The 24,653-nt window shown below is 64.6% G+C and carries 32 protein-coding genes; 18 read left to right on the top strand and 14 right to left on the bottom strand.

What is annotated here, in order from left to right:
- Nucleotides 1–6 precede the first annotated feature (6 nt).
- Complete coding sequence (locus CH262_RS17760) at nucleotides 7–468, bottom strand: GNAT family N-acetyltransferase (RefSeq protein ID WP_027494945.1); 462 nt, start codon at nucleotides 466–468, stop codon at nucleotides 7–9.
- Between the two features lie 112 nt (nucleotides 469–580).
- Between CH262_RS17760 and CH262_RS17755 the strand changes: the two genes are divergently transcribed.
- A complete protein-coding gene (locus CH262_RS17755) occupies nucleotides 581–1,306 on the top strand; it encodes an HAD-IA family hydrolase (protein ID WP_094718068.1) in 726 nt (241 codons plus the stop codon).
- Nucleotides 1,299–1,535: a hypothetical protein gene (locus CH262_RS17750; RefSeq protein ID WP_094665918.1), complete on the top strand. Its 237-nt coding sequence runs from the start codon at nucleotides 1,299–1,301 to the stop codon at nucleotides 1,533–1,535. The genes CH262_RS17755 and CH262_RS17750 overlap by 8 nt, the downstream gene beginning before the upstream one ends.
- A gap of 24 nt (nucleotides 1,536–1,559) precedes the next feature.
- Here the strand turns inward: CH262_RS17750 and CH262_RS17745 are convergent, their stop codons facing one another.
- The gene (locus tag CH262_RS17745) at nucleotides 1,560–2,009 is read right to left on the bottom strand and encodes a MarR family winged helix-turn-helix transcriptional regulator (RefSeq protein WP_094665919.1); all 450 of its coding nucleotides are present in this window, start codon (nucleotides 2,007–2,009) and stop codon (nucleotides 1,560–1,562) included.
- Nucleotides 2,010–2,076: 67 nt separating this feature from the next.
- On the opposite strand from CH262_RS17745, the gene CH262_RS17740 reads away from it, so the two are divergent.
- Complete coding sequence (locus tag CH262_RS17740) at nucleotides 2,077–2,751, top strand: hypothetical protein (RefSeq protein ID WP_094665920.1); 675 nt, start codon at nucleotides 2,077–2,079, stop codon at nucleotides 2,749–2,751.
- 6 nt (nucleotides 2,752–2,757) lie between these two features.
- Here the strand turns inward: CH262_RS17740 and CH262_RS17735 are convergent, their stop codons facing one another.
- The 3 genes from CH262_RS17735 to CH262_RS17725 form a co-directional block, all read right to left on the bottom strand.
- Nucleotides 2,758–2,970: a hypothetical protein gene (locus CH262_RS17735; RefSeq protein WP_027494940.1), complete on the bottom strand. Its 213-nt coding sequence runs from the start codon at nucleotides 2,968–2,970 to the stop codon at nucleotides 2,758–2,760.
- Between the two features lie 16 nt (nucleotides 2,971–2,986).
- Complete coding sequence (gene mraY / locus CH262_RS17730; protein WP_027494939.1) at nucleotides 2,987–4,057, bottom strand: phospho-N-acetylmuramoyl-pentapeptide-transferase; 1,071 nt, start codon at nucleotides 4,055–4,057, stop codon at nucleotides 2,987–2,989.
- Between the two features lie 115 nt (nucleotides 4,058–4,172).
- Complete coding sequence (locus CH262_RS17725; RefSeq protein WP_256988861.1) at nucleotides 4,173–4,997, bottom strand: helix-turn-helix transcriptional regulator; 825 nt, start codon at nucleotides 4,995–4,997, stop codon at nucleotides 4,173–4,175.
- Nucleotides 4,998–5,064: 67 nt separating this feature from the next.
- Between CH262_RS17725 and CH262_RS17720 the strand changes: the two genes are divergently transcribed.
- Both CH262_RS17720 and CH262_RS17715 read left to right on the top strand, forming a co-directional pair.
- Nucleotides 5,065–5,442, top strand: coding sequence for a VOC family protein (locus CH262_RS17720; protein ID WP_094718067.1), 378 nt, complete (start codon nucleotides 5,065–5,067; stop codon nucleotides 5,440–5,442).
- Nucleotides 5,443–5,461: 19 nt separating this feature from the next.
- Nucleotides 5,462–5,848, top strand: a complete 387-nt coding sequence (locus CH262_RS17715; RefSeq protein ID WP_027494936.1) for a VOC family protein — start codon at nucleotides 5,462–5,464, stop codon at nucleotides 5,846–5,848.
- Between the two features lie 4 nt (nucleotides 5,849–5,852).
- On the opposite strand, the gene CH262_RS17710 is transcribed toward CH262_RS17715, so the two are convergent.
- From CH262_RS17710 to CH262_RS17700, 3 genes are all read right to left on the bottom strand, one after another.
- Entirely contained in the window at nucleotides 5,853–6,245 is a 393-nt protein-coding gene (locus CH262_RS17710) for a VOC family protein (protein WP_032400920.1), read from the bottom strand.
- Nucleotides 6,242–6,763 carry a mycothiol transferase gene (locus CH262_RS17705; protein ID WP_094665957.1) on the bottom strand — a complete coding sequence of 174 codons (522 nt, stop codon included), beginning with the start codon at nucleotides 6,761–6,763 and terminating at the stop codon, nucleotides 6,242–6,244. Before CH262_RS17705 ends, CH262_RS17710 begins: the two co-directional genes overlap by 4 nt.
- A gap of 122 nt (nucleotides 6,764–6,885) precedes the next feature.
- Complete coding sequence (locus CH262_RS17700) at nucleotides 6,886–7,503, bottom strand: LysE/ArgO family amino acid transporter (protein ID WP_094714457.1); 618 nt, start codon at nucleotides 7,501–7,503, stop codon at nucleotides 6,886–6,888.
- Between the two features lie 75 nt (nucleotides 7,504–7,578).
- Between CH262_RS17700 and CH262_RS17695 the strand changes: the two genes are divergently transcribed.
- Nucleotides 7,579–8,433, top strand: a complete 855-nt coding sequence (locus CH262_RS17695) for a LysR family transcriptional regulator ArgP (protein WP_373453789.1) — start codon at nucleotides 7,579–7,581, stop codon at nucleotides 8,431–8,433.
- Nucleotide 8,434: 1 nt separating this feature from the next.
- Here CH262_RS17695 and CH262_RS17690 read toward each other — a convergent pair whose 3' ends face one another.
- Both CH262_RS17690 and lat read right to left on the bottom strand, forming a co-directional pair.
- Complete coding sequence (locus tag CH262_RS17690; RefSeq protein WP_094718065.1) at nucleotides 8,435–8,839, bottom strand: hypothetical protein; 405 nt, start codon at nucleotides 8,837–8,839, stop codon at nucleotides 8,435–8,437.
- Nucleotides 8,840–8,912: 73 nt separating this feature from the next.
- The gene (lat, locus tag CH262_RS17685) at nucleotides 8,913–10,241 is read right to left on the bottom strand and encodes an L-lysine 6-transaminase (protein WP_094718122.1); all 1,329 of its coding nucleotides are present in this window, start codon (nucleotides 10,239–10,241) and stop codon (nucleotides 8,913–8,915) included.
- A 124-nt stretch (nucleotides 10,242–10,365) separates the two neighbouring features.
- Between lat and amaB the strand changes: the two genes are divergently transcribed.
- Entirely contained in the window at nucleotides 10,366–11,901 is a 1,536-nt protein-coding gene (gene amaB, locus CH262_RS17680; RefSeq protein ID WP_094718064.1) for an L-piperidine-6-carboxylate dehydrogenase, read from the top strand.
- A gap of 16 nt (nucleotides 11,902–11,917) precedes the next feature.
- A complete protein-coding gene (locus tag CH262_RS17675) occupies nucleotides 11,918–13,150 on the top strand; it encodes a hypothetical protein (RefSeq protein WP_143547126.1) in 1,233 nt (410 codons plus the stop codon).
- 22 nt (nucleotides 13,151–13,172) lie between these two features.
- Here CH262_RS17675 and CH262_RS17670 read toward each other — a convergent pair whose 3' ends face one another.
- A complete protein-coding gene (locus CH262_RS17670; protein ID WP_094718062.1) occupies nucleotides 13,173–14,885 on the bottom strand; it encodes a cutinase family protein in 1,713 nt (570 codons plus the stop codon).
- A gap of 104 nt (nucleotides 14,886–14,989) precedes the next feature.
- Between CH262_RS17670 and CH262_RS17665 the strand changes: the two genes are divergently transcribed.
- The 7 genes from CH262_RS17665 to CH262_RS17635 are packed head-to-tail and all read left to right on the top strand — an operon-like array spanning nucleotide 14,990 to nucleotide 20,990.
- Nucleotides 14,990–15,502: a GNAT family N-acetyltransferase gene (locus CH262_RS17665; protein ID WP_256988859.1), complete on the top strand. Its 513-nt coding sequence runs from the start codon at nucleotides 14,990–14,992 to the stop codon at nucleotides 15,500–15,502.
- 26 nt (nucleotides 15,503–15,528) lie between these two features.
- Entirely contained in the window at nucleotides 15,529–15,777 is a 249-nt protein-coding gene (locus CH262_RS17660) for a hypothetical protein (RefSeq protein ID WP_032389480.1), read from the top strand.
- Complete coding sequence (locus CH262_RS17655) at nucleotides 15,774–17,960, top strand: heavy metal translocating P-type ATPase (protein WP_094718061.1); 2,187 nt, start codon at nucleotides 15,774–15,776, stop codon at nucleotides 17,958–17,960. The genes CH262_RS17660 and CH262_RS17655 overlap by 4 nt, the downstream gene beginning before the upstream one ends.
- Before the next feature lie 43 nt (nucleotides 17,961–18,003).
- A complete protein-coding gene (locus CH262_RS17650) occupies nucleotides 18,004–18,237 on the top strand; it encodes an RNA-binding S4 domain-containing protein (protein WP_027494925.1) in 234 nt (77 codons plus the stop codon).
- Nucleotides 18,234–18,971, top strand: a complete 738-nt coding sequence (locus CH262_RS17645; RefSeq protein WP_094718060.1) for a class I SAM-dependent methyltransferase — start codon at nucleotides 18,234–18,236, stop codon at nucleotides 18,969–18,971. Before CH262_RS17650 ends, CH262_RS17645 begins: the two co-directional genes overlap by 4 nt.
- Complete coding sequence (locus CH262_RS17640) at nucleotides 18,968–20,485, top strand: NAD(P)/FAD-dependent oxidoreductase (RefSeq protein ID WP_057473181.1); 1,518 nt, start codon at nucleotides 18,968–18,970, stop codon at nucleotides 20,483–20,485. The genes CH262_RS17645 and CH262_RS17640 overlap by 4 nt, the downstream gene beginning before the upstream one ends.
- 49 nt (nucleotides 20,486–20,534) lie before the next feature.
- Complete coding sequence (locus CH262_RS17635) at nucleotides 20,535–20,990, top strand: GNAT family N-acetyltransferase (protein ID WP_094718059.1); 456 nt, start codon at nucleotides 20,535–20,537, stop codon at nucleotides 20,988–20,990.
- Between the two features lie 84 nt (nucleotides 20,991–21,074).
- Here the strand turns inward: CH262_RS17635 and CH262_RS17630 are convergent, their stop codons facing one another.
- Complete coding sequence (locus CH262_RS17630) at nucleotides 21,075–21,257, bottom strand: hypothetical protein (RefSeq protein ID WP_057473134.1); 183 nt, start codon at nucleotides 21,255–21,257, stop codon at nucleotides 21,075–21,077.
- 58 nt (nucleotides 21,258–21,315) lie between these two features.
- Nucleotides 21,316–21,765, bottom strand: a complete 450-nt coding sequence (locus tag CH262_RS17625) for an Hsp20/alpha crystallin family protein (RefSeq protein ID WP_057473142.1) — start codon at nucleotides 21,763–21,765, stop codon at nucleotides 21,316–21,318.
- A gap of 229 nt (nucleotides 21,766–21,994) precedes the next feature.
- Between CH262_RS17625 and CH262_RS17620 the strand changes: the two genes are divergently transcribed.
- The 3 genes from CH262_RS17620 (at nucleotide 21,995) to CH262_RS17610 (ending at nucleotide 23,371) form a co-directional block, all read left to right on the top strand.
- On the top strand, nucleotides 21,995–22,486 hold the full coding sequence (locus tag CH262_RS17620; RefSeq protein WP_052056679.1) for a GNAT family N-acetyltransferase: 492 nt from the start codon (nucleotides 21,995–21,997) through the stop codon (nucleotides 22,484–22,486).
- 76 nt (nucleotides 22,487–22,562) lie between these two features.
- Nucleotides 22,563–22,907, top strand: a complete 345-nt coding sequence (locus CH262_RS17615; protein WP_032385299.1) for an ArsR/SmtB family transcription factor — start codon at nucleotides 22,563–22,565, stop codon at nucleotides 22,905–22,907.
- Nucleotides 22,904–23,371, top strand: coding sequence for an SRPBCC family protein (locus CH262_RS17610; RefSeq protein ID WP_032385300.1), 468 nt, complete (start codon nucleotides 22,904–22,906; stop codon nucleotides 23,369–23,371). Before CH262_RS17615 ends, CH262_RS17610 begins: the two co-directional genes overlap by 4 nt.
- Nucleotide 23,372: 1 nt before the next feature.
- Here the strand turns inward: CH262_RS17610 and CH262_RS17605 are convergent, their stop codons facing one another.
- Nucleotides 23,373–24,392 carry a DUF5914 domain-containing protein gene (locus CH262_RS17605; RefSeq protein ID WP_032385433.1) on the bottom strand — a complete coding sequence of 340 codons (1,020 nt, stop codon included), beginning with the start codon at nucleotides 24,390–24,392 and terminating at the stop codon, nucleotides 23,373–23,375.
- Nucleotides 24,393–24,653 lie beyond the last annotated feature (261 nt).

The following is a 24,653-nucleotide window of genomic DNA, read 5'->3' as shown; positions in this document are numbered from 1 at the left end:
GTCGGATCAGGACGACGGTGATCGACGATAGGTCAACGGATCACCGTCGTGCACGACTGTGAACCCTGCCTTCTCCAGCACTCTTTGCGACGCGGCATTGCCGCGTGCGACTGTCGCAACCATTGCGAGGTTGCCCACGGTCTCGCGGACCTCGCCCAGCATGTGCCCAGCACAGCCGCGTCCCCAGTGGTCCGGATGCACCCAGTAGCCCACCTCGACGTGATCGGCTCGACGGATGAGGCTCAGCAGTCCGACCGGTACCGCGTCTTCGACTCCGATCGACCACATGGGCAGGTCGGGTGTATCGAGGTCCGTCGTCGCCAGTGCTCGGCTGAATCGACGGTCGAAATAAGTTCTTGTCCAGGGCTTTCCGTCGCCCACCCACCGCATGACGGTGGCGTCCGAGGCCATCGAGTACAGGAATTCGGCATCCGTGGCGGCTGCCGGCCGTAGCCGGGTCGACGTCACAACCGCCGACCATCGATCGGTCGAGGGTCGGCCAACCGCAGTACGATGCACATGACCTGCAGACGATAGAGGCATCCGGATCCGACCGCCACCGAATACCCAAGGGAGCCCGATGAACCTGGCCGACTACGACGTCTTGAGCTTCGATTGCTATGGAACGTTGATCGATTGGGAGTCGGGGATCGGTGACGTGCTCGGCGCATGGGCTGCGGATACAGGGTCGCCGATGTCCAAGGACGAATTACTCGCCGCCTATGCGCCCAACGAAGCACAGGCGCAGCAGGATTCACCGTCGATGCTCTATCCCGACATCCTGGCCGACGCATTCGGACGAACAGGCGACGCGCTGGGTATACCGGTCACCCCGGACTGGTCAGGCAGACTCGCCGGCTCCGTTCCGGACTGGCCGGCCTTTCCCGACTCGGCGGACGCACTGGCATCACTCGCCGAGCACTACAAGCTGGTGATTCTGTCCAACGTGCACCGCGCGGGTTTTGCCGGTAGCAACCGTCGGCTCGGCGTTGAATTAGACGCCATCGTCACAGCCGAGGATGTGCACGCATACAAGCCGGCGGACAACCATTTCGATGCGCTCGACGCGATCCTCGACGACTTCGGTGTGCCCAAATCACGTCTGCTGCACGTGGCACAGAGCCTGTTCCACGATCACGTCCCGGCGCGGCGTCACGGCCTTGCTTCGGTGTGGATCGATCGCAGACACGATCGGCCAGGGTGGGGCGCAACACCGGAGCCGAACGGCGACTACGGCTTTGCGATGCAGTTCCCGAGCATGGCGGAGTTCGCCGACGCGGCCCGTGGGGCGCACGGCAATGCGTAGTTTGAGCACCCTGGTCGGGCTGTGTCTCGGATTGATCGGCTCGCTCGGATACTTGCTGTGGGAGATCAGGCCGCGACGGGTCAACTACGCGTTCGTCGTGGACAGTTCGAGTTACATCCGCTCGTTGGGAATCACCTACACAACGGCGTTCGTTGTCTTCGGCCTGCCCGTCCTCGGCGCTGTTCTCGGCCTCGTTGTCGGTGTTCTGTTCACCAGAAAGCGACGCTGACGCTGTCGGCTACGAGCGACTGTCCTACCAGTGCCATGCGTCGCCGCCGACGTTCTCGATGGTTCCTTGCAGGACGCGGATGGTGGTCGCGAAATCGTCCTGACTGATTCCCTGCATGCGTTCGTCCTGCAGCATCCGTTGGATGTCCGCGGCGCGGGCGAATAGCCGCTGGCCCTCAGGCGTGAACTTCAGTCGTGCATGGGATTCGGTGATCAACCCCTTCTCGGTAGCGGAGTCGATTGCGTCGACGATCGCGCCAGGGGTGTCGTTGTGTCCGATCGTGTCGATCGTCTTCGCTCGATCGGCACCAGCGGGATGCAGTGAAATCTGATGCAGGAGCCACCATTCGGCCTGGGTGATGCCGATGTCGCGGAGCGCTCCGCCTGTTCGAGCGCGGACGGCCTCCCCGGCGCGGACGGTCCAGAAGCCGATGGGTTGCATCTCGGGTGGTTGCATGGGGCGCTGTGTCGTCATGCATCGAACGGTAGAACCTGAACAATGCTTCAGGTCAAGAGACCGACTGGCCGGTAGAGTCTCGCGCGTGGACAGACCATCCGGCAGAGGGCTCGTCGCAGTGCTCGGGGGCGTCGGCGCGGCCACAGGGGCTGCGGCCGCAGTGGTGTGGCACGTTGCGATCACCGAACCGCCGGACACTCCTGGGACGGCACATCTGCGACCGAGCTGGTTCCCCGTGTCGCTGTATCTCGTTGCCGCCGGAGTGGCTCTGGCTCTGGTGGTGGCGTGGTTTCTCGTCGATTCCGGAATGCGCGTCGTCAGAGACCGTCAGTACAGTTCCGCCCACCTGTTCACGTTGCTGATCGTCGTCGGTGCCGCGCTGGGAGCGGGCAGCGCCTTCGCGTGGACGCACTGGCCGCCGCAACGGTCGGAACAGACTGTCGTTCCTGCATCGGTGTGGTCCCGATCCATCGCGATTTACGGCGGCACCAACGAAATACCGCAGTCGCCGTTCGGGATCGCAACCGGAGGTCTGTCCGGCATAAGTATTCAGGACGACGAGGGTTACGTCGGAAATCTCTTCAGTTCTGATGCTGCTGTCGACGACGCGTCACCGTCGACCTTCACCCCTATCATCGGCAGTCCGTGGACCGTGTTTCCCATCGGTGGTGCTGTGCTGGCCGCGGTTGCAGCATGGACGTTGTCGCTGAGGGATTTTCGGTTGACTGCGGTGTCGCGATCGGACCCGGATGCGCTTTAGCGAGCCCTACTCGTCCGTGCGCAGTTCGTCGACCAACGTGAACAGCCTGCCCAGGTAGTCGCTGTGAAAAACCTCGGTGGCGCGGATCTTTGCGTTTCCGTCGAGTCCGAACTGAAGGTTGACGAGTTCGACTCCGATGGCGACGCGTCGAGCATCGAGGGTCTCGAGTTCGGCGGCGAGAGCATCGACCTTGGCCAGCGGAGACAGTTCGTCGGTCATATCGGAATCGTAGAGGTCAGCCGACGGCCGCGAGGAATTCGCTGTAGAACAATCCGAGCCCCAGCGCCGACGCGATGGCCGCGAACAGCCACAGTCGGATGATGACCGTTGTTTCCGCCCAGCCGCCCAACTCGAAGTGATGGTGGATCGGTGCCATCCGGAACGGCCGCTTGCCGGTGGACTTGAAGGACGCGACCTGGATGACCACCGACGCGCTCTCGGCGACGAAGAGGGCTCCGAAGACAACCGCGATCAGCTCGGTCTTGCTGACGACGGACAGGCCGGCGAGCAGACCACCGAGTGCCAGGGAGCCGGTGTCGCCCATGAAGATCTTGGCCGGTGCTGCGTTCCACCACAGGAATCCGATGCATGCTCCCGCGGCCGCCGCGCACACGACAGCGAGGTCGAGGGGATCACGCACCTGGTAGCACCCGGCCACCGAATTGGTGGCGCACGATTGCCGGTACTGCCAGAACGTCATCACCGTGTAGGCGCCGAGGACGAGGGTCATCGAGCCCGCCGCCAAACCGTCGAGCCCGTCGGTGAGGTTGACGGCATTGGACCAGGCAACGACGAGGAACACACAGAACAGCACGAAGACGATCGGGGCCATCGTGAAGAAGGTCGATTGCCGCACCAGTGACAGTTCGACGTTGCCCGGCGTCAGCCCGTTGCCGTTGCGAAACTGCAGTGCCAGGACCGCGAAGATCACCGCGGCACTGATCTGCCCGACGTATTTTCCGGTGGCTTTGAGGCCGAGGCTTCGTTTCATGCGGAGCTTGATGTAGTCGTCGAGGAAGCCGACGATGCCGAGGGCGGTCGCGAGACCGAGGATCAACAGCGCCGATGCCGACGGCCCGTCGCCTCCCATCGCCACGAGGTGGGAACCGAGGTAGCCGGCCCACAGACCCACGATGATCGCGACGCCGCCCATCGTCGGCGTTCCTCGCTTGGCTTGGTGGCTCGCCGGGCCTTCGACGCGAATCTCCTGGCCGAAGCCCTGCCGGGTGAACAGCGCGATGAGAAATGGCGTCAACAGAATCGAGACCGCCAATGCGATTCCACCGGCGACGAGAATGTTGATCATGCGTTGAAGCCCACTCTTCCTCTGTGCTGCGGTTGCCCACCGGGTGCTACCGAGCACCGCGGGATACTGTGCCAAACGAATTGGCAAAAGTCGCATTGCGTGACGAAGGTGTTACTCACAGTTGATACGTACCGGGAGACACACCGACCAGTTCGGTGAACTCGCGGGTGAAATGCGCCTGGTCGAACCAGCCGTACCGCGCGGCCAGTTCCGCCAGCGACCCGCTGTATCCGTTGTCGAGATCACTGAGTGCGTCGTGAATCCGATATCGGCCCAGAACCCACTTGGGCGTCGCACCGACATAACGCTCGAACATCCGCTGTAGCCGACGAGTCCCGATGCCACATCTGTCCTCCACCTGGCCGACGCGTATCAGCGTCCGATCACCGAGCATCGTGCCGATGACATCCAAGACGATCTCGTACTCCGGCTCGACATCGTGGGCGTAGGGCTCGAGAACCGCGTCGACGACGGTTCGGCAGTGGTCGGCATCGTGCTGTGCGTCCAGTTGCGTCAACGCGGCGACGGTCTCCGATCGAAAGGGGGTGGGCGGAGCTACTGGGACGTCTCGCAGAGTTCGGGCCACGGTTCCGGTGAAGCTCGCGTAGCCGCCGGGTCGGAACTTGACGCCGAACACCCACCCGGACTCGGCGAGTTCGACGTCGAACCGTCGGGTCAGCACTCCGGTCACGACCACCGGCTCGGTGACGCCGGCGCGGGTCCAGCCGTGCTCGACGCTGAGCGTGCATGCCGGGTGGGGCAGGGTCGAGCTGCGATACGAGGTGCCCGACGGCAGATCCCACCGAAGTTGCCAGTAGTTCTCGACCCACGGTTCCAACGACGCCGCACACGGCAGCCGGACCAGGTCGACATACTGCGCCAGCTGATCCGGCCGCAGGACACCGGCGTGGGTGGCTGTCGCATTTTTCCTATCCGGCACGGGCGTCAGTGTAGGAGTCTGGTCCGACACCTTCGAGAAACGATCGACGCTGTCGAGGAGAAACACCATGAACGATGCACCCGTGGCAACCCTGAAGATGGTCACGCTGGACTGCGGAGATCCCGAGGCCAGCGCGACGTTCTGGTCTGCGCTACTCGGCTGGACCGTCGTCCACGCGGAGAAGGATTACGCGATGCTGCAGGGGCCCTCCAGCGCGCTCGGATTCGGACGCGTGGAGAATTATCAGCGGCCGGAGTGGCCGAACACGAAGGGCAGCACACAGTTTCACTTCGATCTCGCGGTCGACGATCTGGATGCGGCCGCGAAAGCCGCAGTGCAGTTGGGTGCAACTGTGCCCGACGAGCAACCGGGTGAGACCTGGCGTGTGCTGTTGGATCCGGCCGGGCATCCGTTTTGCCTGACAAATGCCGCGAACTGGGGCTGACGTGGCTACCCTTGTCCGGGTGAAACCACGTCTGGCAGGAATCGAAATCGTCGTCGCCGATATGGCAGTTGCATTGGCGTTCTACCGCGTTCTGGGACTGGACATTCCGGCCGAGGCCGATGCCGAGCAACATGTGGAGGTCGACCTCGGTGGGGTTCGGTTGTTGTTCGACCTACCCTCGACGATCACCTCGTTCGATCCGACGTGGACCGCGCCCAGCGGAGGCCACCGCGTCGCGCTGGCATTCGACTGCGGCACGGCCGCCGGAGTGGACGCGGCGTGGGCCGCAGTGACCGACGCGGGGTACACAGGGCACCTGCAGCCGTGGGATGCGTTCTGGGGGCAGCGTTATGCCGTCGTGCACGATCCCGACGGCACCACCGTCGATCTGTACGCGAACGTGTGACCGGTCAGCTCACCGGAGCGATGATCTGAATCAGGTTGCCGCAGGTGTCGTCGAACACGGCGGTGATCACCGGGCCCATCTCGGTGGGCTCCTGAGTGAAGCTGACACCCAGTCCGACAAGCCGATCGTGTTCGGCGGCAACGTCTTCGACGGCGAACTGGGTGAACGGAATGCCGTCGGTGAACAGCGCCGTCTTGAACGGGCCGGTTGCCGGATGGCCGCTGGGCTCGAGCAGTAGCTCGGTGCCCTCCGGCTCCTGAGGAGATACGACCGTGAGCCAGCGATCTGTTCCGCCCATGGGAATGTCGTGCTTGACCACGAAGCCCAGTACGTCGGTGTAGAACGCCAGTGCCTTGTCTTGATCGTCGACGAACACACTGGTGATGTTGATTCTCATTGCGGCCCCTCGCCTGTGGGCCCGCCGGTCAGTTCGACGGCGACGTCGAGGTGGCCGAGATGGCGGGCGTATTCCTGCAGTACATGAAAGCAGATCCAGATCAGAGTGGGCTGTTCTTCGGTGAATCGTCCACCCAGGGTGGCCACGTCGTCCATGCGATGAGACCGCAGCACCTGCTCGGTCAGTCGAGCGCCGTCGTCGAGGCGCGCGAGCAATGCCGCCGCCGGCACGTCGGTCGGCACATGCCAGGAGCCGTCCTTCTTGTCTCCCCACGGATCGTCGACGGCGCGCCCGAGAAACCCCCAGACGAACCAGCGCTGCTCCATGTACACAAGATGGATGAGCATCTCGAGGGGAGTCCACTGCGACGGCACAGCCGACGTGGCCAGAGCGTCGTCGCTCAACGCGGTGATCCGCCGGGCGAGCTCGCCTCGGTAGAAGCGCAGGTACTCGACGAACAGGTCGGCGGGATCGGACAAGGAGGAATCGGGCTCCGGGAACGTCGTCAGCTGTGCCATGGGTCCTTCGTATCGGGTGGTGGGCTGCGTGTCCATTCTGTGGATGCGAAATCGGGATGAGGGCCGCGATCGTGAATTGTGGACACTCAGCTCACTGCTCGCGCTCCGTCGGCGCGGCAGACTCAGCCGAACAACAGCAGCGCGGCCAGGGTGAGCATCATGATTCCGATACCGAGATCGAGGACCCGCCACGCCATCGGCCGCGCGAACAGGGGGCTGAGCACGCGCGATCCGTATCCGAGAGCGGTGAACCAGAGCACGCTGCCCAGCACGGCACCGAGGGCGAACCACCACCGAAGCTCGCCCGGCTGCCGGTTACCGATGGACCCGAGAAACACGACGGTATCGAGGTAGACGTGGGGGTTGAGCCACGTCAACGCGAGACACGTTGCGACAGCGGCGATCAGCGAGCCCCCGCCGCCGCCGTCGGTGGTCATCGCCGCTGGGGTGCGGGCGCGGTTCAGCGCCATCACTCCGTAGACGAAGAGGAACAGCGCTCCGAGCACGGTGACGACGCGTAACGCCAGCGGAAACCGGTCCACGAGCACGCCGATGCCCGCCACCCCGGCGACGATCAGCACGGCGTCGGACAGCGCGCACACCGCAACCACCGGCAGCACATGCGTGCGTTGCAGGCCCTTGCGCAGGACGAACGCGTTCTGCGCACCGATGGCAACGATGAGGGACAGGCCGACTCCCAGTCCGGTCAACGTCGATTGTGCTGCGGCAAGCGAGGTCATGCTGTTCACGTTAGGAGTCGACCAGCATTAGAGCCAGCGAATGTTTTTCACCATCGGTAAGTGTAGCTTCATATTGTGGAGATCGAGCAGCTCAGAGCGTTGAAAGCAGTCGTCGACGGTGGCACATTCGAGGCTGCCGCACGTGCATTGCATGTGACCCCCTCGGCAGTGAGTCAGAGAATCAAGTCGCTCGAAGCGTCGTTGGGGCGCACTCTTGTGCAGCGGACGAAACCGGTGGTGGCCACCCAATCGGGTGCGGCGGTATTACGCCTGGCTCGTCAGATCGATACGCTGACGGATCAGACGAGGGCCGAGCTCAACGACGACGGCGTCTCGGCCCCCATTTCGATTGCCGTCAATGCCGATTCGATGGCGACGTGGGTGCTACCTGCGCTCGCGCCACTCGCCGGTACGACGACTTTCGATCTGCATCGCCAGGACCAGGACCGCACGGCCCAGCTGTTGCACGACGGAATCGTCTCTGCCGCAATCACATCGGTGTCCGAGCCGGTCCGTGGATGTACTGTCCGATCCCTCGGTGCCATGCGCTACCGGCCGTCGGCCACCGCAAAGTTCATCGAGCGATGGTTCGGTGCTGGTACGACGATCGAGGCACTGAGCACCGCACCGGTGGTGGTGTTCGACGCCGACGACCGGTTGCAGGACAACTACTTACGGCACCGAGGCGTCGATTCACACACTCCGCCCCGCAACCTCGTTCCGGCGTCCTCGGACTACGCGCGGGCGGTGGAACTCGGCTTCGGCTGGGGCATGATCCCGGACCTCCAGAACTGTGACTCGCTGACGTGCTTCGACGCCGACGGCATCGAAGACGTTGAGCTGTACTGGCAGCAGTGGTCGCTGTCCTCGCCTGCACTGCAGCGAGCGGCCGACGCGGTGGCAGCTGCCGCAGCGACCGTGCTGCGGTAAGTCACGCCGGACTGTCGTTCGGAACGATATCGGGCTGCCCATCGCCGACGGGATCGAGAATCGCCGCCGCGCGGGCACCCCACCGCTCGTGCGCCGATTGACGAGACATGCCGACCGCCTGGCCGATGATCGCCCACGTCGCACCCTGAACGCGCAGCACCACAATGGTTTCGATGCCGTCGAGCCCCGCCGCCAGTTGCACACGAAGACTCAACAGATGCCACGCGAGGCTCCGTCGTGCAGGCAGGTTGGTCGACTGCTCTGCCTCCCATTCCGGTGTGCCCGGCAGTGGGCCGGTGCCGATGATCTCGTCGGCAATGCGACCGGCCTCGGTGGCTGCGGCCGTCACGACCGCCCGTGTTGCCGCAGTGATATCGGCCTCGGCGGCCAGCTCGATCGGATCCATGATCCACCTCCTGTGTCAGGTTGATCCTGACAGAAGGTTACGGCTGGTGTCAAGGATTACCTGACGCGGTGGGTCAGAGCCGACTCAGCACCCGATCGATCGACTCGATTGCCTGTGTCAGTTCGGCTTCGGTGACCGTCAGTGCCGGCCGGAATCGCACTGCCGCGTCGCCGCAGCCCAACGCGAGTACGTGCTCCTCGGTGCGCAACAGTTCGATCACTCGGTCGCGGGTCGTGGCGTCGGGCAGGGAGAAGGCGCACATGAGTCCCCGTCCACGAACCTCGGAGACCATCTCATGTCGAGTTGCCAACTCCTGCAACTGCTTCAGCAGCACTGTTCCGAGTTGGCCGGCGCGTTCGATGAGGTTCTCGGCTTCGACGACCTCCAATATTCGACGCGATCGCACCATGTCGGTGAGGCTGCCGCCCCACGTCGAGTTGATTCTGGAGCTGACCGCGAACACGTGGTCGTCGATGTCGTCGACGCGACCGCCCGCCATCACGCCGCAGACCTGGACCTTCTTACCGAAGGCGACCACATCCGGGACGACGTCGAGCTGCTGGAAAGCCCATGCGGTACCGGTCATTCCGGCTCCGGTCTGCACCTCGTCCATGACGAACAGTGCGTCGAACTCGTGGCAGAGTGCGCGCAGCTTCTGCAGGAAGCGGGGGCGGAAGTGGTGATCCCCACCCTCGCCCTGGATGGGTTCGATGATGGCGCAGGCGATGTCGTGCGGATTGGCTTCGAAGGCCAGCCGCGCGGCCGTCAACGACGCGTCTTCGAGCTCGTCCATGTTCGCGTCGGATCTGATGAACGGGGACGGAATTCGGGGCCAGTCGAATTTCGGGAAGCGCGCGACCTTGTTCGGGTCGGTGTTGGTGAGGGACATCGTGTACCCGGAGCGCCCGTGGAATGCGTGCTCGAAGTGCATCACCTGCGAGCCCAGGGACGGATCGATTCCCTTGCGTTCGTTCCACCGGGACTTCCAGTCGAACGCCACCTTCAATGCGTTCTCCACTGCCAACGCACCGCCCTCGACGAAGAACAGGTGCGGTAGCCGAGCATCGCCCAACACCCGGGCGAACGTGTCGACGAAACGTGCCATCGGCACGGTGTAGATGTCGGAGTTGCTGGGTTTGTTCATCGCCGCCTGCAGCAGGTCGGCCCGGAAATCCGGATCGTCGATCAGGGCGGGGTGGTTCATGCCCAGGGCATTGGACGCGAAGAAGGTGAACAGATCCAGGTAGCGGGTGCCGTCTCGGGCGTCGACCAGGGTGGACCCGGTAGAGGCGTCGAGGTCCAGGACCAGCTCGAAACCGTCGGCCAGTAGGTGTTCACCGATCACGCCGCGGGCGGTCGAGGCGTCGATGGGCACTCCGGTGCGCTGTAATACTTGCGTCATGATGACGAACATACGCGTTAATATTCCGTAAGCAAGACCATTGGGCAGGAAATAATACTGTTGTAACCCCCGTCGGTAGGCTTATGTCCGACGGTTCGATTCTCTCCACGGAAGGTGTACGCGCATGTCTGCATCCATCACCCACGACGAGCTGAGTGTGCGTACGCGCGCCATTCTCGACCGGCTGGGTGCGACGATCGCGCTCGACGTGCCGGCCGGTCCCGACGCGATCACCGCGAGATCGCCGATCACCGGCGGAAATCTGGCGTCGCTGGCATCGGCCTCTGCCGCAGACGTCGACGGTGTCATCGCGGACGCAGCTGCGGCGTTCGTCTCGTGGTCGCAGGTGCCGGCACCGGCGCGGGGTCAGGTGATCCGAGAACTCGGGGAACTGCTGCGTACGCACAAGGAGGACCTCGGCGCGCTTGTCTCCATCGAGGCCGGAAAGATCGTCTCCGAGGGGCTCGGGGAAGTGCAGGAGATGATCGACATCTGCGACTTCGCCGTCGGCCTGTCACGTCAGCTGTACGGCAACACCATTGCCACCGAACGCCCCGGGCATCGCATGATGGAGCAATGGCATCCGCTCGGTGTCGTCGGCGTCATCACGGCATTCAATTTCCCTGTCGCGGTGTGGAGCTGGAACACGGCGTTGGCGTTGGTGGCCGGCGACACCGTCATCTGGAAGCCGTCGGAGAAGACCCCGCTGACTGCCGTCGGCGTGCAGGCTCTGTTCGAGCGTGCTGCTGCCGCTGCAGGTGTCGATCCCAAGATCGCTCAGTTGGTGATCGGGGACCGAGCGTCCGGTGAAGCGCTGGTGGATGATTCGCGTGTTGCTCTGGTGTCGGCAACCGGTTCGACCAGGATGGGCAAGGCTGTTGCGCCGCGGGTTGCGCAGCGATTCGGGCGCGTGCTGCTCGAACTCGGCGGCAACAACGCGGCGATCGTGACGCCGTCGGCAGACCTCGATCTCACGACGCGCGGGCTGGTGTTCTCGGCGGCGGGTACGGCCGGTCAGCGGTGCACCTCGCTCCGACGCGTCATCGCGCATTCCTCGGTTGCGGACGAACTGGTGGCCAAGTTGGTCGCGGCGTACGAGACGCTGTCCATCGGATCTCCCTTGGAGAGCGACACTTTGGTGGGACCGCTCATCGACGCGGGCGCGTTCGCCGGCTATCAGAAGGCGCTCGAGGCCGCCAAGTCCGACGGCGGAACGGTGGTGGTCGGCGGTGAGCGCGTGGATGTTGTCGACGAGTATTCGTACTACGTGCAGCCCGCGATCGTGACGATGCCCGCCCAGACCGACATCGTCAAGCACGAGACGTTCGCGCCCATCCTGTACGTGCTCACCTACGACACCCTCGACGAGGCCATCGCCCTGCACAACGATGTGCCGCAGGGGCTTTCGTCGTCGATCTTCACTACCGACCTGCGTGAAGCGGAACGCTTTCTGTCGGCTGCGGGATCGGACTGCGGCATCGCGAACGTCAACATCGGTCCCTCCGGTGCCGAGATCGGCGGTGCTTTCGGCGGCGAGAAGGAAACCGGTGGCGGACGCGAATCAGGTTCGGACGCATGGAAGGCCTACATGCGTCGGGCGACGAACACGGTCAACTATTCCAACGAACTGCCCCTGGCGCAGGGAGTGAAATTCGGCTGACGGCATGATCGGCAGTATGAAAGTACTGTCGATGCTCTTGGCCGGTCTCGTTCTCGGCTATGCCATCAGTGACATCGGCCCCGTCGAGTCGCTGCTGAACGGCACAGCGGAATTCGGGTCGTTCTGGTCGATTGTCAACGGGCTCACAGTCGTTGCCGTCGCTGCCTGTGGGACGGCGGTCGCCGTGGCCCGGGTCAGTGCGCCAACTGCGACCATCGTGGCGATGGCAGCGCTGCTCGTCGTGGTGTTCCAGACCGTCGGAATGGTGCCCGGGATGCTCGGGCACTGGGCCGCTGCAGTGGGCACCGGTGTGCTGCTGGGTGCGGCCGCGGTTCTGTCGGGACACCACCGTGGTGCACAGGCCGCCCTGGGTGTCTCGATTGTGGGTGCCGGGCTGCTGGGTTATTGGCTCGATGCCCTGTTGCAGGCGAACGACGGTCCCGTCTTCGTCTGGGATGTGGTCGGTGCCGAGGACGATGTGGCGCCCGAGCGCGCGATCGTCATGGTGATCGCTGCAGTGGCCGCGGCAGTCACGTTGTTCCTGGTACGCCATCACGAGGTGGTGCAGCCACCCGAGACCCCGCGGATTCTGCTCGTCGGCCTGGCGCTGCCCGTCGTGGCAAGCGTCCTGAGCTGGATTGCGGCAGATGCCGATACGCGGAGCGTCGAGTGGCTCGGGGCTCTCGTCGGTATGACGGCTGCCGCGCTGCTGGCCTCGTTCCTACTTCCGGGGCGGGACGGACGGCTGCTGCTGGTGCTGTTCGCAGTGTCGGCGACGGCCCTGGGTACCTCCGGCTTCGCCGCGGGAGATGCCGTTCGGTTGTGCGCGAGCGCAGCACTGTTGGTAGTGGGAGCCGGGATCGGTTACCGGTGGCCGCAGCTGTACATCGGGCTGGGCGGCCTGTTCGTCATCGCTGCTACGAGCCTGACGGAGAACTACGTCGAGATTCCGATCGTCTCGCAGTTCGCTCTGCCGCTCGTTGCGGCCTATGTTCTGGTCTCCGCGCTGGAGACATCGCCCGGATCTCTGGCGATCTCACTGCCGGCGGTGTTCGTCATGGCCCTGCCCGTGACCGTGGTGTCCGCCGGCTACACACCGTCGTTGTCCATGGATGAATCGGTCATCTCACGCACAAGCGAGCCCGACCACCTGGTGCTGTCGGTGGCCGGGCTCGTGGTTCTTGCTGTGGTGACGGGTGCCGCTGTTCTGCTGGCGCGTCGCTCACCCGTCGTGCGTGGAAACTCGTAGTGGGCTACGAGTTTCCACACACCTACGGGGTCGGTGCGACAGTCGTCGTCGGAGCTGCGGCCTCGGGGGTGACCGGCGTGTCCGTGGCGGGCTCGGTGACGCATACCGGCGGTGCGCCCTCGACGGGTGTCTCATCCTCGACCGGAGTCGTGCAGGCCGGTTCTGCAGGCTCGGCAGCGGGAGCCGGTGCCGGTGCGGGTGCCGGCACCTCGGCCGCGGGGGCGGGAGCAGGCGCAACGGGGGCGGCCGGGGCAGCGGGGCTGGTGGTGACCGGTGCCGGTGTCGTTGCCGTCGGAGTTGCCGTTGCCGAGGTGGTGGTCTCGGGTGTGGCGGCGATGGCCTGGATTGCTGCGCGGCCTGCCTTCTCCTGTACTTCCTTGGTCTTCACCGGCTCGCCCCGGTTGGCCTGCTCGGCCAGCTGGGTCAGCCAGGCTGCGGCGTATTGGACCGAGGTCAGTGGCTTGCCGTTGGCGGCGTCGGCGTCGCGCCAGTAGTCGAAGTGGTGTCCCGAGCCGGGCCCGAGGGTCAGGCCGTAGGGATCGTTCATGATGACCGGGATCGTGTTCTGGTTGGACGAGATGAACCCGGTGATCTCCTTGAAGATCTTCTGCGGCAGGTACACCATGTCGACCATCTGGCCGGTCTCGATCGGCTCTTCACCGTCGACCTTGGCAGAGACGGGGGTCGTTGCGGTGCCGGGCTTGTAGTTGGGCTCGGACACCTTGATCAGTACGTCGAGGAAGGTCTCGTCGCTCTGCATCCAATTGGGCTGCGACGCAATGTCGTTGAAGGCGTTGACTGCGATGCGTCCCAGTGCCAGAGCCAGGTCGGCTCCGGTGGCCGGGGTGAGGTTCTCGTTCTGCAGCGCGTCGGCGTTGACCTGTCGACCGACGTTGGCGGCCAGGTGGATCAGCGACGTGTTGGCGGGCAGTGCGCAGGTCAGGTCGCCGTCGGAGCAGAAGGACGCGACGCGTCCGTCGAGTGCGCCGAAGCCGCCCGACGTTCCCGGCAATGCACCCTGTCCGGGGATGGCGTTGTTGCCGTTCTGGTACTTGGTGTCGAAACCGTCCGGGTTGCTGAACGGGTTCTCAGCACCGGGGAACGGTCCCTCGCCTGCGACGCGTCCCGCGTCGGCGAAGATGACGACGCCGACGACCTGCGAGGGGTCGATGATGCCGTACTTGCCGTCCTCGGGAACGGCCTGGTTGCCGATCTCCATGGCGGTGCGGCGAGCAACGTCTGCGCCTTCGCTGTAGCCGACGATGGCGAAGCGAGTCTGGGGGCAGGACGCGGAGATTTCCTTCATGATGGTCTGCGAGTTGGTGACGCCCGTCTGCACGGCGTTCTCGTAGCTCGCGAGGTCGGCCGGGTACTCGACGTAGACCGCGGCGTAGGAGTCGGGAACCACGTTGCCGTTGTTCGGAGCTCGCACGGCCTGGTCGATCCAGTCGCTCGAGTAGTCACCGGACATCGCTGCGGGCAGGCGGGTGCCGTCGGGCTTGGTCAGCCACTTGACGCCCTCGCGTGGGGTGTCACCGCGTCCGCCGATGGCGATGCTCACCATGTCGTAGCAGGTCGATGTCGAGACCAGCTCGACGGAGGCCTCGACACTCGTTTCCGACGCAGACCAGGGTGCTGCTACCAGCACTCCGGCACCGAGTGCGCCGATCGCAAACGCGCTGAGCGCGATGCGCACACGCTTCGACTTGCCACCATTCATGTTTTCGATCCCCATCATCCACGCCCGAGCCGATCCCGACTGCAATTGCCAGTGGGTTACCCGGCATTTCGTCGCCCGGATGGTTCGCGTTACAAAACGCTTCGTTTACCGTCGTGGACATGACTTTTCACGCCCGAATGACACCGATGGAATTAGCTCTGACCGATGGATCGACCTGCATCGTGCGTGAGGCGGTGGCGTCGGACCTCGAGTCGATCGTGGCGCTGCTGGCGGACGACCAGTTGGGCGCGACGCGCGAATCCGTCGAGAACATGGACGGATATCGCACCGCTTTCGAGGACATTTCCTCCGATCCACGGAACGTGCTGGTCGTCGTCGTGCACGGTGACGAGGTGGTGGGAACTCTGCAGTCGACGGTCATTCCGGGACTGGCGCGAGGTGGTGCGTTGCGCGCTCAGATCGAAGCCGTACGGGTGGCCGCTACCTGGCGCAGTCGCGGGCTCGGTGGCGCGTTGATCGAGTGGGCGATCGAGGAGGCCGCGCGGCAAGGGTGCGCTCTGGTGCAGCTGACGTCCGACTCGCGTCGAGTGGATGCCCACCGGTTCTACACCCGTCTGGGCTTCACTGCCTCACACGTCGGCTTCAAGAAGGCGATCGGCACTACCCACTAGATACCCTGGGGGGGTAGGGTAGGGATGTGAACTCCACACGACAGGAACTCGGCACCCCGACCAAGCTCGTCGGATTCGTCGTCGGGATAGCCCTCGTCTTCTTTCTTGCCCTGTTCGTCGGCCACGCGATCGGACCCGACGCGTCGCCCAGCGAACCGACGCATTCCGACCACGAGTCGCACGACGGAACATCTGCGCTCTATCCGGACTTCCAGCATCAGGGTGTCGTCCGCACGGCCACATTCGTCATCGAGGCAGAAGGGAATCAGGGATGAGTACGGAAACCGAACTGATTCTGGGCGGCATGACCTGTGCGTCGTGCGCCAACCGAATCGAGCGCAAGCTCAACAAGCTCGACGGGGTATCGGCGACGGTCAACTACGCCACCGAGAAGGCGCGCGTCACCAGTGACGGCGTGGCCACCGAGGATCTGATCGCCGCTGTCGAAGCCGCCGGGTACACCGCCACGCTGCCCGCCGCCGAGTCACAGGACGATCTCCCTACCGATCCGCTAAAACAGCGGTTGGTCGTCTCGGCAGTGCTCAGCATTCCGGTCATCGCGATGGCCATGATTCCGGCTCTCCAGTTCACCAACTGGCAGTGGCTGTCGTTGACTCTCGCCGCGCCGGTCGTCGTCTGGGGAGCGCTGCCGTTCCACCGGGCCGCGTGGACCAACCTGAAGCACGGTACGTCGACGATGGACACCCTCGTGAGCATGGGAACCCTTGCTGCACTGGGCTGGTCGCTGTATGCGCTGTTCTTCGGTACAGCCGGCGAGCCCGGCATGACGCATCCGTTCGAGTTCACTATCGCGCGGATGGACGGGGCGAGCAATATCTATCTCGAGGCGGCTGCGGGTGTCACCACCTTCATCCTGGCCGGCCGGTGGTTCGAGAGCAGGTCCAAGAGGCAGGCCGGTGCGGCGTTGCGCGCACTGATGGACCTCGGTGCCAAGACCGTCGCTGTGCTGAAAGACGATGAGGAACAGCAGATTCCGATCGATCAGCTCGCCGTCGGCGATCTGTTCGTCGTTCGTCCGGGTGAGAAGATCGCCACGGACGGAACCGTCGAGAGTGGATCCTCGGCCGTCGATCGGTCGATGCTGACCGGCGAGTCGGTGCCGGTCGAGGTCGGGACCGGCGACGCGGTGACCGGAGCGACGGTGAACGTCGGTGGTCGAATCACCGTGCGCGCCAGCAGAGTCGGTGCAGACACCCAGCTCGCGAAGATGGCGAAGGCGGTGGAAGATGCGCAGACCGGCAAGGCTCAGGCCCAGCGTCTGGCCGATCGCATCTCGGGAATCTTCGTGCCGATCGTCATCGCCATCTCGGTGGCGACGCTCGGATTCTGGCTCGGCACCGGCAATTCGGTGGCCGCTGCCTTCACGGCGGCGGTCGCCGTCCTGATCATCGCGTGCCCTTGCGCACTCGGGCTCGCCACCCCCACCGCTCTGATGGTCGGCACCGGTCGGGCGGCGCAGCTGGGGATTCTGATCAAGGGCCCCGAAATACTCGAATCGACCCGCCGCATCGATACTGTCGTGCTGGACAAGACCGGCACCGTCACCACCGGTGAGATGACACTGCATTCGGTGCACGTGGCCGACGGTGAGGACGAGGACGTGGTCCGTGCCGTGGCGGCAGCGTTGGAATCGGGTTCGGAGCACCCCATCGCCCGGGCCATCGCAGGTGGGGCATCGTCCCAGTCGGTCGAGGAGTTCACCAGCCTCGAGGGTCTCGGTGTCCAGGGCGTCGTCGAGGGTCGCGCCGCGGTCATCGGCCGTCGCAGCCTGCTGGCCGACTGGTCGATGCCTCTGCCACCGGAACTGGCCGACGCCTTCGACGACGCCGAACGCCAGGGACGCACCGCCGTCGCGATCGGGTGGGACGGGAAGGCCCGCGGGGTTCTGGTGGTCTCCGACTCGGTCAAGCCGACGTCGAAGCAGGCCGTCGCAGAACTGCGCGAGCTGGGCCTGACGCCGGTCATGCTCACCGGCGACAACGAGGCCGCCGCCCGAACGATCGCCGCGGAGGTAGGCATCGAGCAGGTCGTTGCCAGTGTGCTGCCGTCGGGCAAGGTCGATGCCGTTCGTGAACTGCAGGCCGCAGGCAAGGTCGTGGCGATGGTCGGCGACGGCATCAACGACGCGGCAGCGCTGGCCACCGCCGACCTGGGCCTCGCGATGGGAACCGGAACCGATGTCGCGATCGAGGCGAGCGACCTGACGCTCGTCCGCGGCGACCTACGGGCCGTCGGCGATGCGATCCGGCTCTCGCGTCGCACGCTGAGCACCATCAAGGGCAACCTGTTCTGGGCGTTCGCCTACAACGTTGCGGCGATCCCCCTCGCGGCCGCGGGCCTGCTCAACCCGATGCTCGCCGGGGCTGCAATGGCGCTGTCCTCGGTGTTCGTGGTGAGCAACAGCCTGCGATTGCGCCGCTTCCGCGCCGCGATGTGACTCGTTGGTAGCAGCGAGCGGCCCGCTAGTACAGGATGGAGACATGTCCGATGCACACGATGTCCCCATCCGCGACGAATCGATCCGGCTGGGCCAATTCCTCAAGCTCGCCAATCTGATCGAATCCGGTGCCGAAGCCAAGGGCATCATCGCCGACGGCCTGGTCAGCGTCAACGGGGACGTGGACATCCGCCGCGGACGGCAGTTGCAGCACGGAGATGTCGTATCGGTCCAGGGTGGGCCAGCAGCCCGCGTGAGCAAGGAAGAGGCACTGTGAAGGTCGGTAAGCGCGGTCTTCCGCGAAACGAAGTTCCCGGCGCATTCGACGTCGGTGCCAAAGCGTACGACCGACTCGTCGGAGCGAACCCCGGCTACCACGAGCACCTCGTCAAGTCCGCGCATCGCCTCCGCATTCCCGATCTCGGAAGCGGACTGCGCCTGCTCGATATCGGTTGCGGTACGGGTGCGTCCACCGCAGCGCTGCTCGAAGCGGCACCGCACGCCGAGATCGTCGCCGCCGACGCGTCCGCCGAGATGCTCGAGGTCGCCCGGAGCAAGGACTGGCCGTCGAACGTCACGTTCGTGCATTCGCGGGTGGAGGATCTGGCCGTGAACGGGGTCGACGGACCGTTCGACGCCATCCTGGCCGCATATCTGATCAGGAACGTCGACGACCCCGACGCCGAACTCAAATCGCTACTGGCGCTGCTGCGTCCGGGTTCGACGATCGCGTTCCACGAATACTCGGTGCACGATTCACTGCGTGCTCGCATCTCCTGGAACGTCGTGAGCTGGGGCATCATCATCCCGCTCGGCTGGCTCGCGACGCGAGACGCCACGTTGTACCGGCACCTGTGGCGGAGCGTCGTGACGTTCGACGGCGCATCGGCGTTCATGCGACGGATGCAGCGTGCGGGCTACAGCGGTGTCGCCCGTGAAACGATGACCGGATGGCAGAACGGTGTGGTGCACACGTTCCTGGGCTCTCGACCCGCGAAGGAAGAGCGTTGACCGATTCCAAGAAGGTCACCCATGCTGCGGTGCAAGGCTATTCGGACGCAGGTCAGCTGGCCGACGTCCCGCATGTGGTGGTGGTGGGCGGCGGTATCGCGGGGCTGAGCGCCGCGACCGCGCTGGCCGAACGCGGCGTCAAGGTTCATCTGGTCGAACGCGAAAGCTACCTCGGTGGCCGCGTCGGTGGCTGGGACACGACGCTGGAGGACGGCTCGCCCGCGACGATGAGCCGCGGCTTCCACGCGTTCTTCCGGCAGTACTACAACCTGCGAAACCTGCTGCGCCGCACCGACCCAGACCTGGCGCGTCTACGCCCGGTCGACGACTACCCGCTGATCGACGGCGACGGTCGTATCGACGGATTCAAGGGGCTGCCCGAGACGCCACCGCTCAATGCGTTCGCGTTCGTCAAGCGCAGTCCGACGTTCCGGTGGAAGGACCTCACCGACCTCAACGGAATCGCCGCCCTGCCACTCATGACGGTGAGCGTGCCGAAGACCTTCGACGAACTCGACACCACTCCCGCGGCGGAGTTCCTGCGCAACATCAACTTTCCCGAAGCGGCACGCCATCTGGCGTTCGGGGTGTTCTCACGCAGCTTCTTCGCCGACCCGGAGGAGATGTCGGCTGCCGAACTGGCGATGATGTTCCACATCTACTTCCTCGGCTCCTCCGAGGGTCTGATCTTCGACGTCCCCCGCGATCCCTACCCACAGGCACTGTGGAACCCGTTGGGGGAGTATCTCAGTGGTCTCGGTGTCGACATCAGAACGTCCACTCCGTGTGGCGAGATCACCCGCGGTGGCCTGCGCAAGTTCCGCGTCGACGCCGGCGGAATCATCGACGCCGACGCGGTGGTCCTCGCTACCGACATCGCCGGATTGCAGCGGGTGCTCGAGAAATCCCCCGAGCTCGGGACGCCGGCGTGGCGCAAGCAGATCGGCGCGCTGCAGAACACCCCGCCTTTCATGGTCCACCGCGTGTGGCTGAGCAAGGCGGTGAATGCCGATCGTCCCGCGTTCATCGGCACCGGCGGTATGCCTCCGATCGACAACATCAGTGTGCTCGAGCGGTTCGAGGACGAGGCCGCGGAGTGGGCAGCGAGGACCGGAGGTTCGGTCGTCGAACTGCATGCCTACGCCGCGGAGGAATCCGAGGAGGTCACCCGCGCGCAGCTGATGGCTCGCATGCACGAGATCTACCCGGAAACCGCTGCGGCAGAGGTGATCGCGGAACGATCCGAATGGCGAGACGACTGCCCGATGTTCGGCCTCGGAGCATTCGCCGAGCGGCCCACCGTGCGCACCCCCGAGCCCTCGCTGGTACTTGCGGGTGACGGCATTCGGATCGATCTGCCCGTGGCTCTCATGGAACGTGCCGCCACCACCGGACTGCAGGCAGCGAACACCCTGTTGGCGGGCTGGGGCGTCACCGGCCACGACATCGAAACCGTGCCCACGAGTGGACGATTCAAGATGTTCGACGCTTTGGAGCGGCTTCGCCGCAGGTGAGTGGTACTTCGTAGCAGGGGTCGAACTTCCACTCACGACAGGAGGTTGCATGCGTCTCGAGGTCGACGATCTGTCGCGGCCGGAGGTCGGTGCGTTGCTCGTCGAGCACCTTGCGGACATGCACGCGACGTCCCCGGCAGAGAGTGTTCACGCACTGGATCTGTCGGGTCTGCGCGGGCCGGACATGCGGGTGTGGACGGCGTGGCAGGCCGGGGCACTGCTCGGCATTGCCGCGCTGAAGACACTCACTCCCGAACACGGAGAACTGAAATCGATGCGCACCTCGAGTTTCGCGCGAGGCCGCGGGGTGGCGGCCGGACTGCTCGAGCACGTTCTGACGGAGGCGCGACGGTTGCGATTCGAGCGCGTCAGCCTGGAGACGGGTACCCAGGACTACTTCGCCGCAGCTCGACGCCTCTACGAGCGACACGGATTCGTCGCAGTGCCCCCGTTCGGCGACTACGTCGTGGACCCGTCGAGCACGTTCTACTCGTTGGTCCTGTGATGTCTGGCCTCGTGACCAGTTACTCGGTGCGGCAATGACGCAGGCCGGCACCGAATGTCGGTGCCGGCCTTGCGGTCGTTCGGATCACGCAGCGACGGGCTCTCGCGGTACGTGCGGGTAGAGGTCGTCGTCGGCCGGCTCTGCTCGCTGCTGATCCAGTAGATCGGCCGTGGCGCATTCACGGATCTCGGTCCCGACCCCGAGAACCGTGCGCCACCATTGGTCACGATCGGGAGATTCCGGCCAAACCACGGTATCCGTTTCCATATGCATCACCCTCCCTGAGTAGTTCGACAGTGCTCGATGTGCTTGTGCGCGTGACGGATCAGGTCGATTGGTGTTCGATGGATCTCTGCTGGCCGGTCAGCTCGGCACGAGCGATGTCGACCTTGCGCGGCTTCGCTCGCTCGGCAAGCGGAATGGTGATCGACAGGACGCCGTTGTCGTACGACGCCGAGATGCCCTCGGTGTCGACGCCGTCACCCAGTGAGATCTGTCGACGGAACGTTCCGGCGAACCGTTCCGATGAAATCCACTGCACGCCGGAGCTTTCCGGCACGGTTCGTTGCGCGGTGAGCGTCAATGTGCCGCGATCGACGTCGACGTCGATGGATCCCGGGTCGACGCCGGGAAGGTCGGCACTGAGTACGTAGTGATCGTCGACTTTGTACAGATCCATGGGCATGAATCGCGGTGCGCGGTCCGAACCGGTAGACGCACCCAACAGTGCCGAGGTGAGCGAATCGACGTCACGGAACGGATCGAAACGAAGCACAGCAACCACCTCCTGTACCCAGATGCGCTCGCCCCTGTGGCGAGGCGCTCCTCAACTGTGCAACACAGAAATTAGCACTCGAATGCAGCGAGTGCCAAGACCTTTTCGGCACTTTTTCGGAAATTCTTTCCACCCAATAGTGCTGCGGCGCAATGGGGGTGGCGTGCGGCAGTCGGTGTGACGGTCGAACCGCCGCCTCGCTCGAATGCTGCAACCTACACTCGGTCCGATGGTGACCATCGTGCCGTACGTCCCCCGGTATCGGGCCGAGTTGCTCGCGCTGTCGCTTCGCGCGTGGGAACCGGTGTTTCCGCTCGTGCAGGAGGCGGTCCCGTGGTTCGTGTACGACTGCTTCTATCCCCAGGGGTGGCAGGCGCGTCAGTACGACGATCTCGCATCCGTCGTCGACGACGAACCCGAGAGCGTGGACGTGGCCGTGGACGGTGACACGCCGGTCGGCTGGGTCTGTACCCGCCTGCACCCGAACGACGACATGGGTGAGGTGTACGTCCTGGTGGTCGACCCAGCTCAGCAGCGAGCCGGCGTCGGAAGGGCGCTCCTCGATCGGTCTTTCGCGCGAGTGAGATCCGCCGGAATGCGCATGGTGATGGTCGAGACCGGTGACGATCCCGGTCATGCGCCAGCGCGGTCGGTCTACGAGAAGAGTGGTTTCGAGCGGTGGCCCGTCGCCCGCTATTTCAAGGACCTCGCCGACGACTGATGGTTCCGGCGAGTCCGCACCGAATCGCCGATACTGTGCCCTTGCGCTAAGTGTTGTTGCAGAGATACTGTGCCATATGGCTCAGTATTTCGAGGTGCTCGACGACGTGTTCCAGGCGTTGGCCGATCCCACGCGGCGTGCAGTACTGGGCCGACTGGGGTCCGGGCCTGCGACCGTGGGGGAACTGGCCGAACCGTTCGACATGACTCTGCCGTCGTTCATGAAACACATTCATGTACTCGAGCGCAGCGGATGGATTCGCACCCACAAGACCGGACGTGTACGCGCATGCACGATCGAGCGAACCAACCTGGACGCGGCCTCCGCGTGGCTGGAGCAGCAACGGTCCGTGTGGGAATCCAGAACCGACCGCCTCGAACAGTTCGTCACCCGATCCTCGAAAGAGAGTGAACAACAATGACTTCCTTCGATCCCGAACTCGACCTGAGTATCTCCCGCATCATCGCGGCTCCGCGCGAGACGGTGTGGGATGCGTGGGCCGACCCGTCGAAGTTCGAGAAATGGTGGATTCCGGCACCTACTCTGTGCCGAGTCGACGCGTGGGATCTGCAGCCCGGAGGCGCATTCCGAACGCTGATGAGTGAACCCGGAGGAGACTTCGAACCGCACATCGACGGATGCTTCCTCGCCGTCGACCATCAGGAACGCATCGTGTTCACCAACTCCCTCGTCGAAGGTTGGCGACCTGCCCTACAGCTGTTCATGACCGCGGTGATCACGTTCGCCGACCATCCCGACGGGACGCAGTACCGGGCGCACGTGATGCACCGCAACGTAGAAGACCGAAAGATGCACGAGGAGTTGGGCTTCCATGACGGTTGGGGAACCGTCATCGGCCAACTCGCCGCGTTCGTCGAAGGCTAGATCACGCGCGACCCGTCGAGCGCAGTTCGTAACGGCGTTCGGCGTAATCGAGGTCGTCCTTCCACAGACGTGCTGCGGTGAAGTTCATCGCCGGACGCAGCAGTCCCGAGACCTTGCGCGCCATCTGGAAGCCGGGTCGATCCGAGCTCGCGATCGTCGCCTCGATGACCGCCGTCCGCGGGGTGCCGTCGGACGCAGGAGCCAGGGGAGTCGCGTGTGTCTCGACGACGCTTCCCGCCCCCTCACCGTCGAGGATGCGCATGACGATGGTGCGTGGGCCGGGGCAGACGAACTCGGCTCGAACCGGAACACCGATGCCGCGACTGACGCGGAACGTGACATCGACCAGGAAGCGATCGTCCTCCTCGGGCACATCGATGTCGGTGGGCGCGCTCACCACTTTCAACCTCGCGAACGAGTACGGATGGAACCATGCGCCGTGCCACGGATCGAGGCGATTGGCGATGATGTCGTCCGGTTCGCACTTCCCGATCAACGTGACGACACCAGGAATGGACGTCGACGCAGGGGGCCTGATCGGAACCACCGGCACCGGCGTCGGCTCCTCGCCGCCCAGCTCGTCGAGCCGGACCCACACCAGAACACCGTCGTCGAACGCAGGAACCGGCCGCCAGCCAGCCTTACCCTTCGGACCCAACGCCAGCCCATGCCACCGGCACACCAACGCGTCGCACTCGATCTTCGCGGTATCGAGTGCCGCCCCGAGATGCGGACACGCACCCGGACCGATATGCACCTTGCCCGCCGAATCCCGCCACGCAACCAACTCGGTGGTGCCGACATAGCGACCGAACGGCTTGTCGGCCTTCACGTCACGACTCGCAGCGAAGACGAACCAATTGCCCGACGTCCGAGTCTTCGCACGCTTCAACGCCGACTCGATGACCTGGGGATTCGCACCCTTCCACGTCGGCTCCTGCTTGGCCCACGACTCCGACGGAAGCGGCTGAAGTGGCATCGTCTTCGGCCAGCGTCGTCGTACTGCATCCAGCGCGGTCATTGCTGCTCCCCACATCGAGACATTGTGTTCATTCTCCATTGTCCCCGCCCGGGGGTACTCAATGTGACGTCGAGTGGACTTTTCGGGGGTCAATGTCACATCCAGTGGACTGGGGGTGCCGGTGAACGGGGAGCGGTGCGCGAGGTCAGGTGGGTCCAGCGGGGGTCGGCGGTTCACGCTGCGCCGGTCAACTGATGTCAGCGCCCACAATTCGGTTCGAAAGACGGAATCCCGGGGCTGCAGGGAAATAGTGGGCGCTCA

Origin of the sequence: Rhodococcus sp. 05-2255-1e, from assembly GCF_002259025.1 — a bacterium.
Lineage (GTDB): Bacteria > Actinomycetota > Actinomycetes > Mycobacteriales > Mycobacteriaceae > Rhodococcoides > Rhodococcoides fascians.
This window is presented reverse-complemented; position numbering and strand designations above follow the sequence as displayed.

Excerpts from the sequence above, each read along its gene's own strand:
- CH262_RS17720 (WP_094718067.1), top strand. The coding sequence starts at position 5,065 with ATGAACGATGCACCCGTGGCAACCCTGAAGATGGTCACGCTGGACTGC.
- CH262_RS17635 (WP_094718059.1), top strand. The coding sequence starts at position 20,535 with ATGCGTCTCGAGGTCGACGATCTGTCGCGGCCGGAGGTCGGTGCGTTG.
- CH262_RS17700 (WP_094714457.1), bottom strand. The coding sequence starts at position 7,503 with ATGACCTCGCTTGCCGCAGCACAATCGACGTTGACCGGACTGGGAGTC.
- CH262_RS17670 (WP_094718062.1), bottom strand. The coding sequence starts at position 14,885 with ATGGGGATCGAAAACATGAATGGTGGCAAGTCGAAGCGTGTGCGCATC.
- CH262_RS17610 (WP_032385300.1), top strand. The coding sequence starts at position 22,904 with ATGACTTCCTTCGATCCCGAACTCGACCTGAGTATCTCCCGCATCATC.
- CH262_RS17615 (WP_032385299.1), top strand. The coding sequence starts at position 22,563 with ATGGCTCAGTATTTCGAGGTGCTCGACGACGTGTTCCAGGCGTTGGCC.
- amaB (WP_094718064.1), top strand. The coding sequence starts at position 10,366 with ATGTCTGCATCCATCACCCACGACGAGCTGAGTGTGCGTACGCGCGCC.
- CH262_RS17650 (WP_027494925.1), top strand. The coding sequence starts at position 18,004 with ATGTCCGATGCACACGATGTCCCCATCCGCGACGAATCGATCCGGCTG.
- lat (WP_094718122.1), bottom strand. The coding sequence starts at position 10,241 with ATGACGCAAGTATTACAGCGCACCGGAGTGCCCATCGACGCCTCGACC.
- CH262_RS17655 (WP_094718061.1), top strand. The coding sequence starts at position 15,774 with ATGAGTACGGAAACCGAACTGATTCTGGGCGGCATGACCTGTGCGTCG.
- CH262_RS17710 (WP_032400920.1), bottom strand. The coding sequence starts at position 6,245 with ATGAGAATCAACATCACCAGTGTGTTCGTCGACGATCAAGACAAGGCA.
- CH262_RS17620 (WP_052056679.1), top strand. The coding sequence starts at position 21,995 with ATGGTGACCATCGTGCCGTACGTCCCCCGGTATCGGGCCGAGTTGCTC.
- CH262_RS17705 (WP_094665957.1), bottom strand. The coding sequence starts at position 6,763 with ATGGCACAGCTGACGACGTTCCCGGAGCCCGATTCCTCCTTGTCCGAT.
- CH262_RS17690 (WP_094718065.1), bottom strand. The coding sequence starts at position 8,839 with ATGGATCCGATCGAGCTGGCCGCCGAGGCCGATATCACTGCGGCAACA.
- CH262_RS17750 (WP_094665918.1), top strand. The coding sequence starts at position 1,299 with ATGCGTAGTTTGAGCACCCTGGTCGGGCTGTGTCTCGGATTGATCGGC.
- mraY (WP_027494939.1), bottom strand. The coding sequence starts at position 4,057 with ATGATCAACATTCTCGTCGCCGGTGGAATCGCATTGGCGGTCTCGATT.
- CH262_RS17665 (WP_256988859.1), top strand. The coding sequence starts at position 14,990 with ATGACTTTTCACGCCCGAATGACACCGATGGAATTAGCTCTGACCGAT.
- CH262_RS17755 (WP_094718068.1), top strand. The coding sequence starts at position 581 with ATGAACCTGGCCGACTACGACGTCTTGAGCTTCGATTGCTATGGAACG.
- CH262_RS17675 (WP_143547126.1), top strand. The coding sequence starts at position 11,918 with ATGAAAGTACTGTCGATGCTCTTGGCCGGTCTCGTTCTCGGCTATGCC.
- CH262_RS17735 (WP_027494940.1), bottom strand. The coding sequence starts at position 2,970 with ATGACCGACGAACTGTCTCCGCTGGCCAAGGTCGATGCTCTCGCCGCC.
- CH262_RS17630 (WP_057473134.1), bottom strand. The coding sequence starts at position 21,257 with ATGGAAACGGATACCGTGGTTTGGCCGGAATCTCCCGATCGTGACCAA.
- CH262_RS17745 (WP_094665919.1), bottom strand. The coding sequence starts at position 2,009 with ATGACGACACAGCGCCCCATGCAACCACCCGAGATGCAACCCATCGGC.
- CH262_RS17605 (WP_032385433.1), bottom strand. The coding sequence starts at position 24,392 with ATGACCGCGCTGGATGCAGTACGACGACGCTGGCCGAAGACGATGCCA.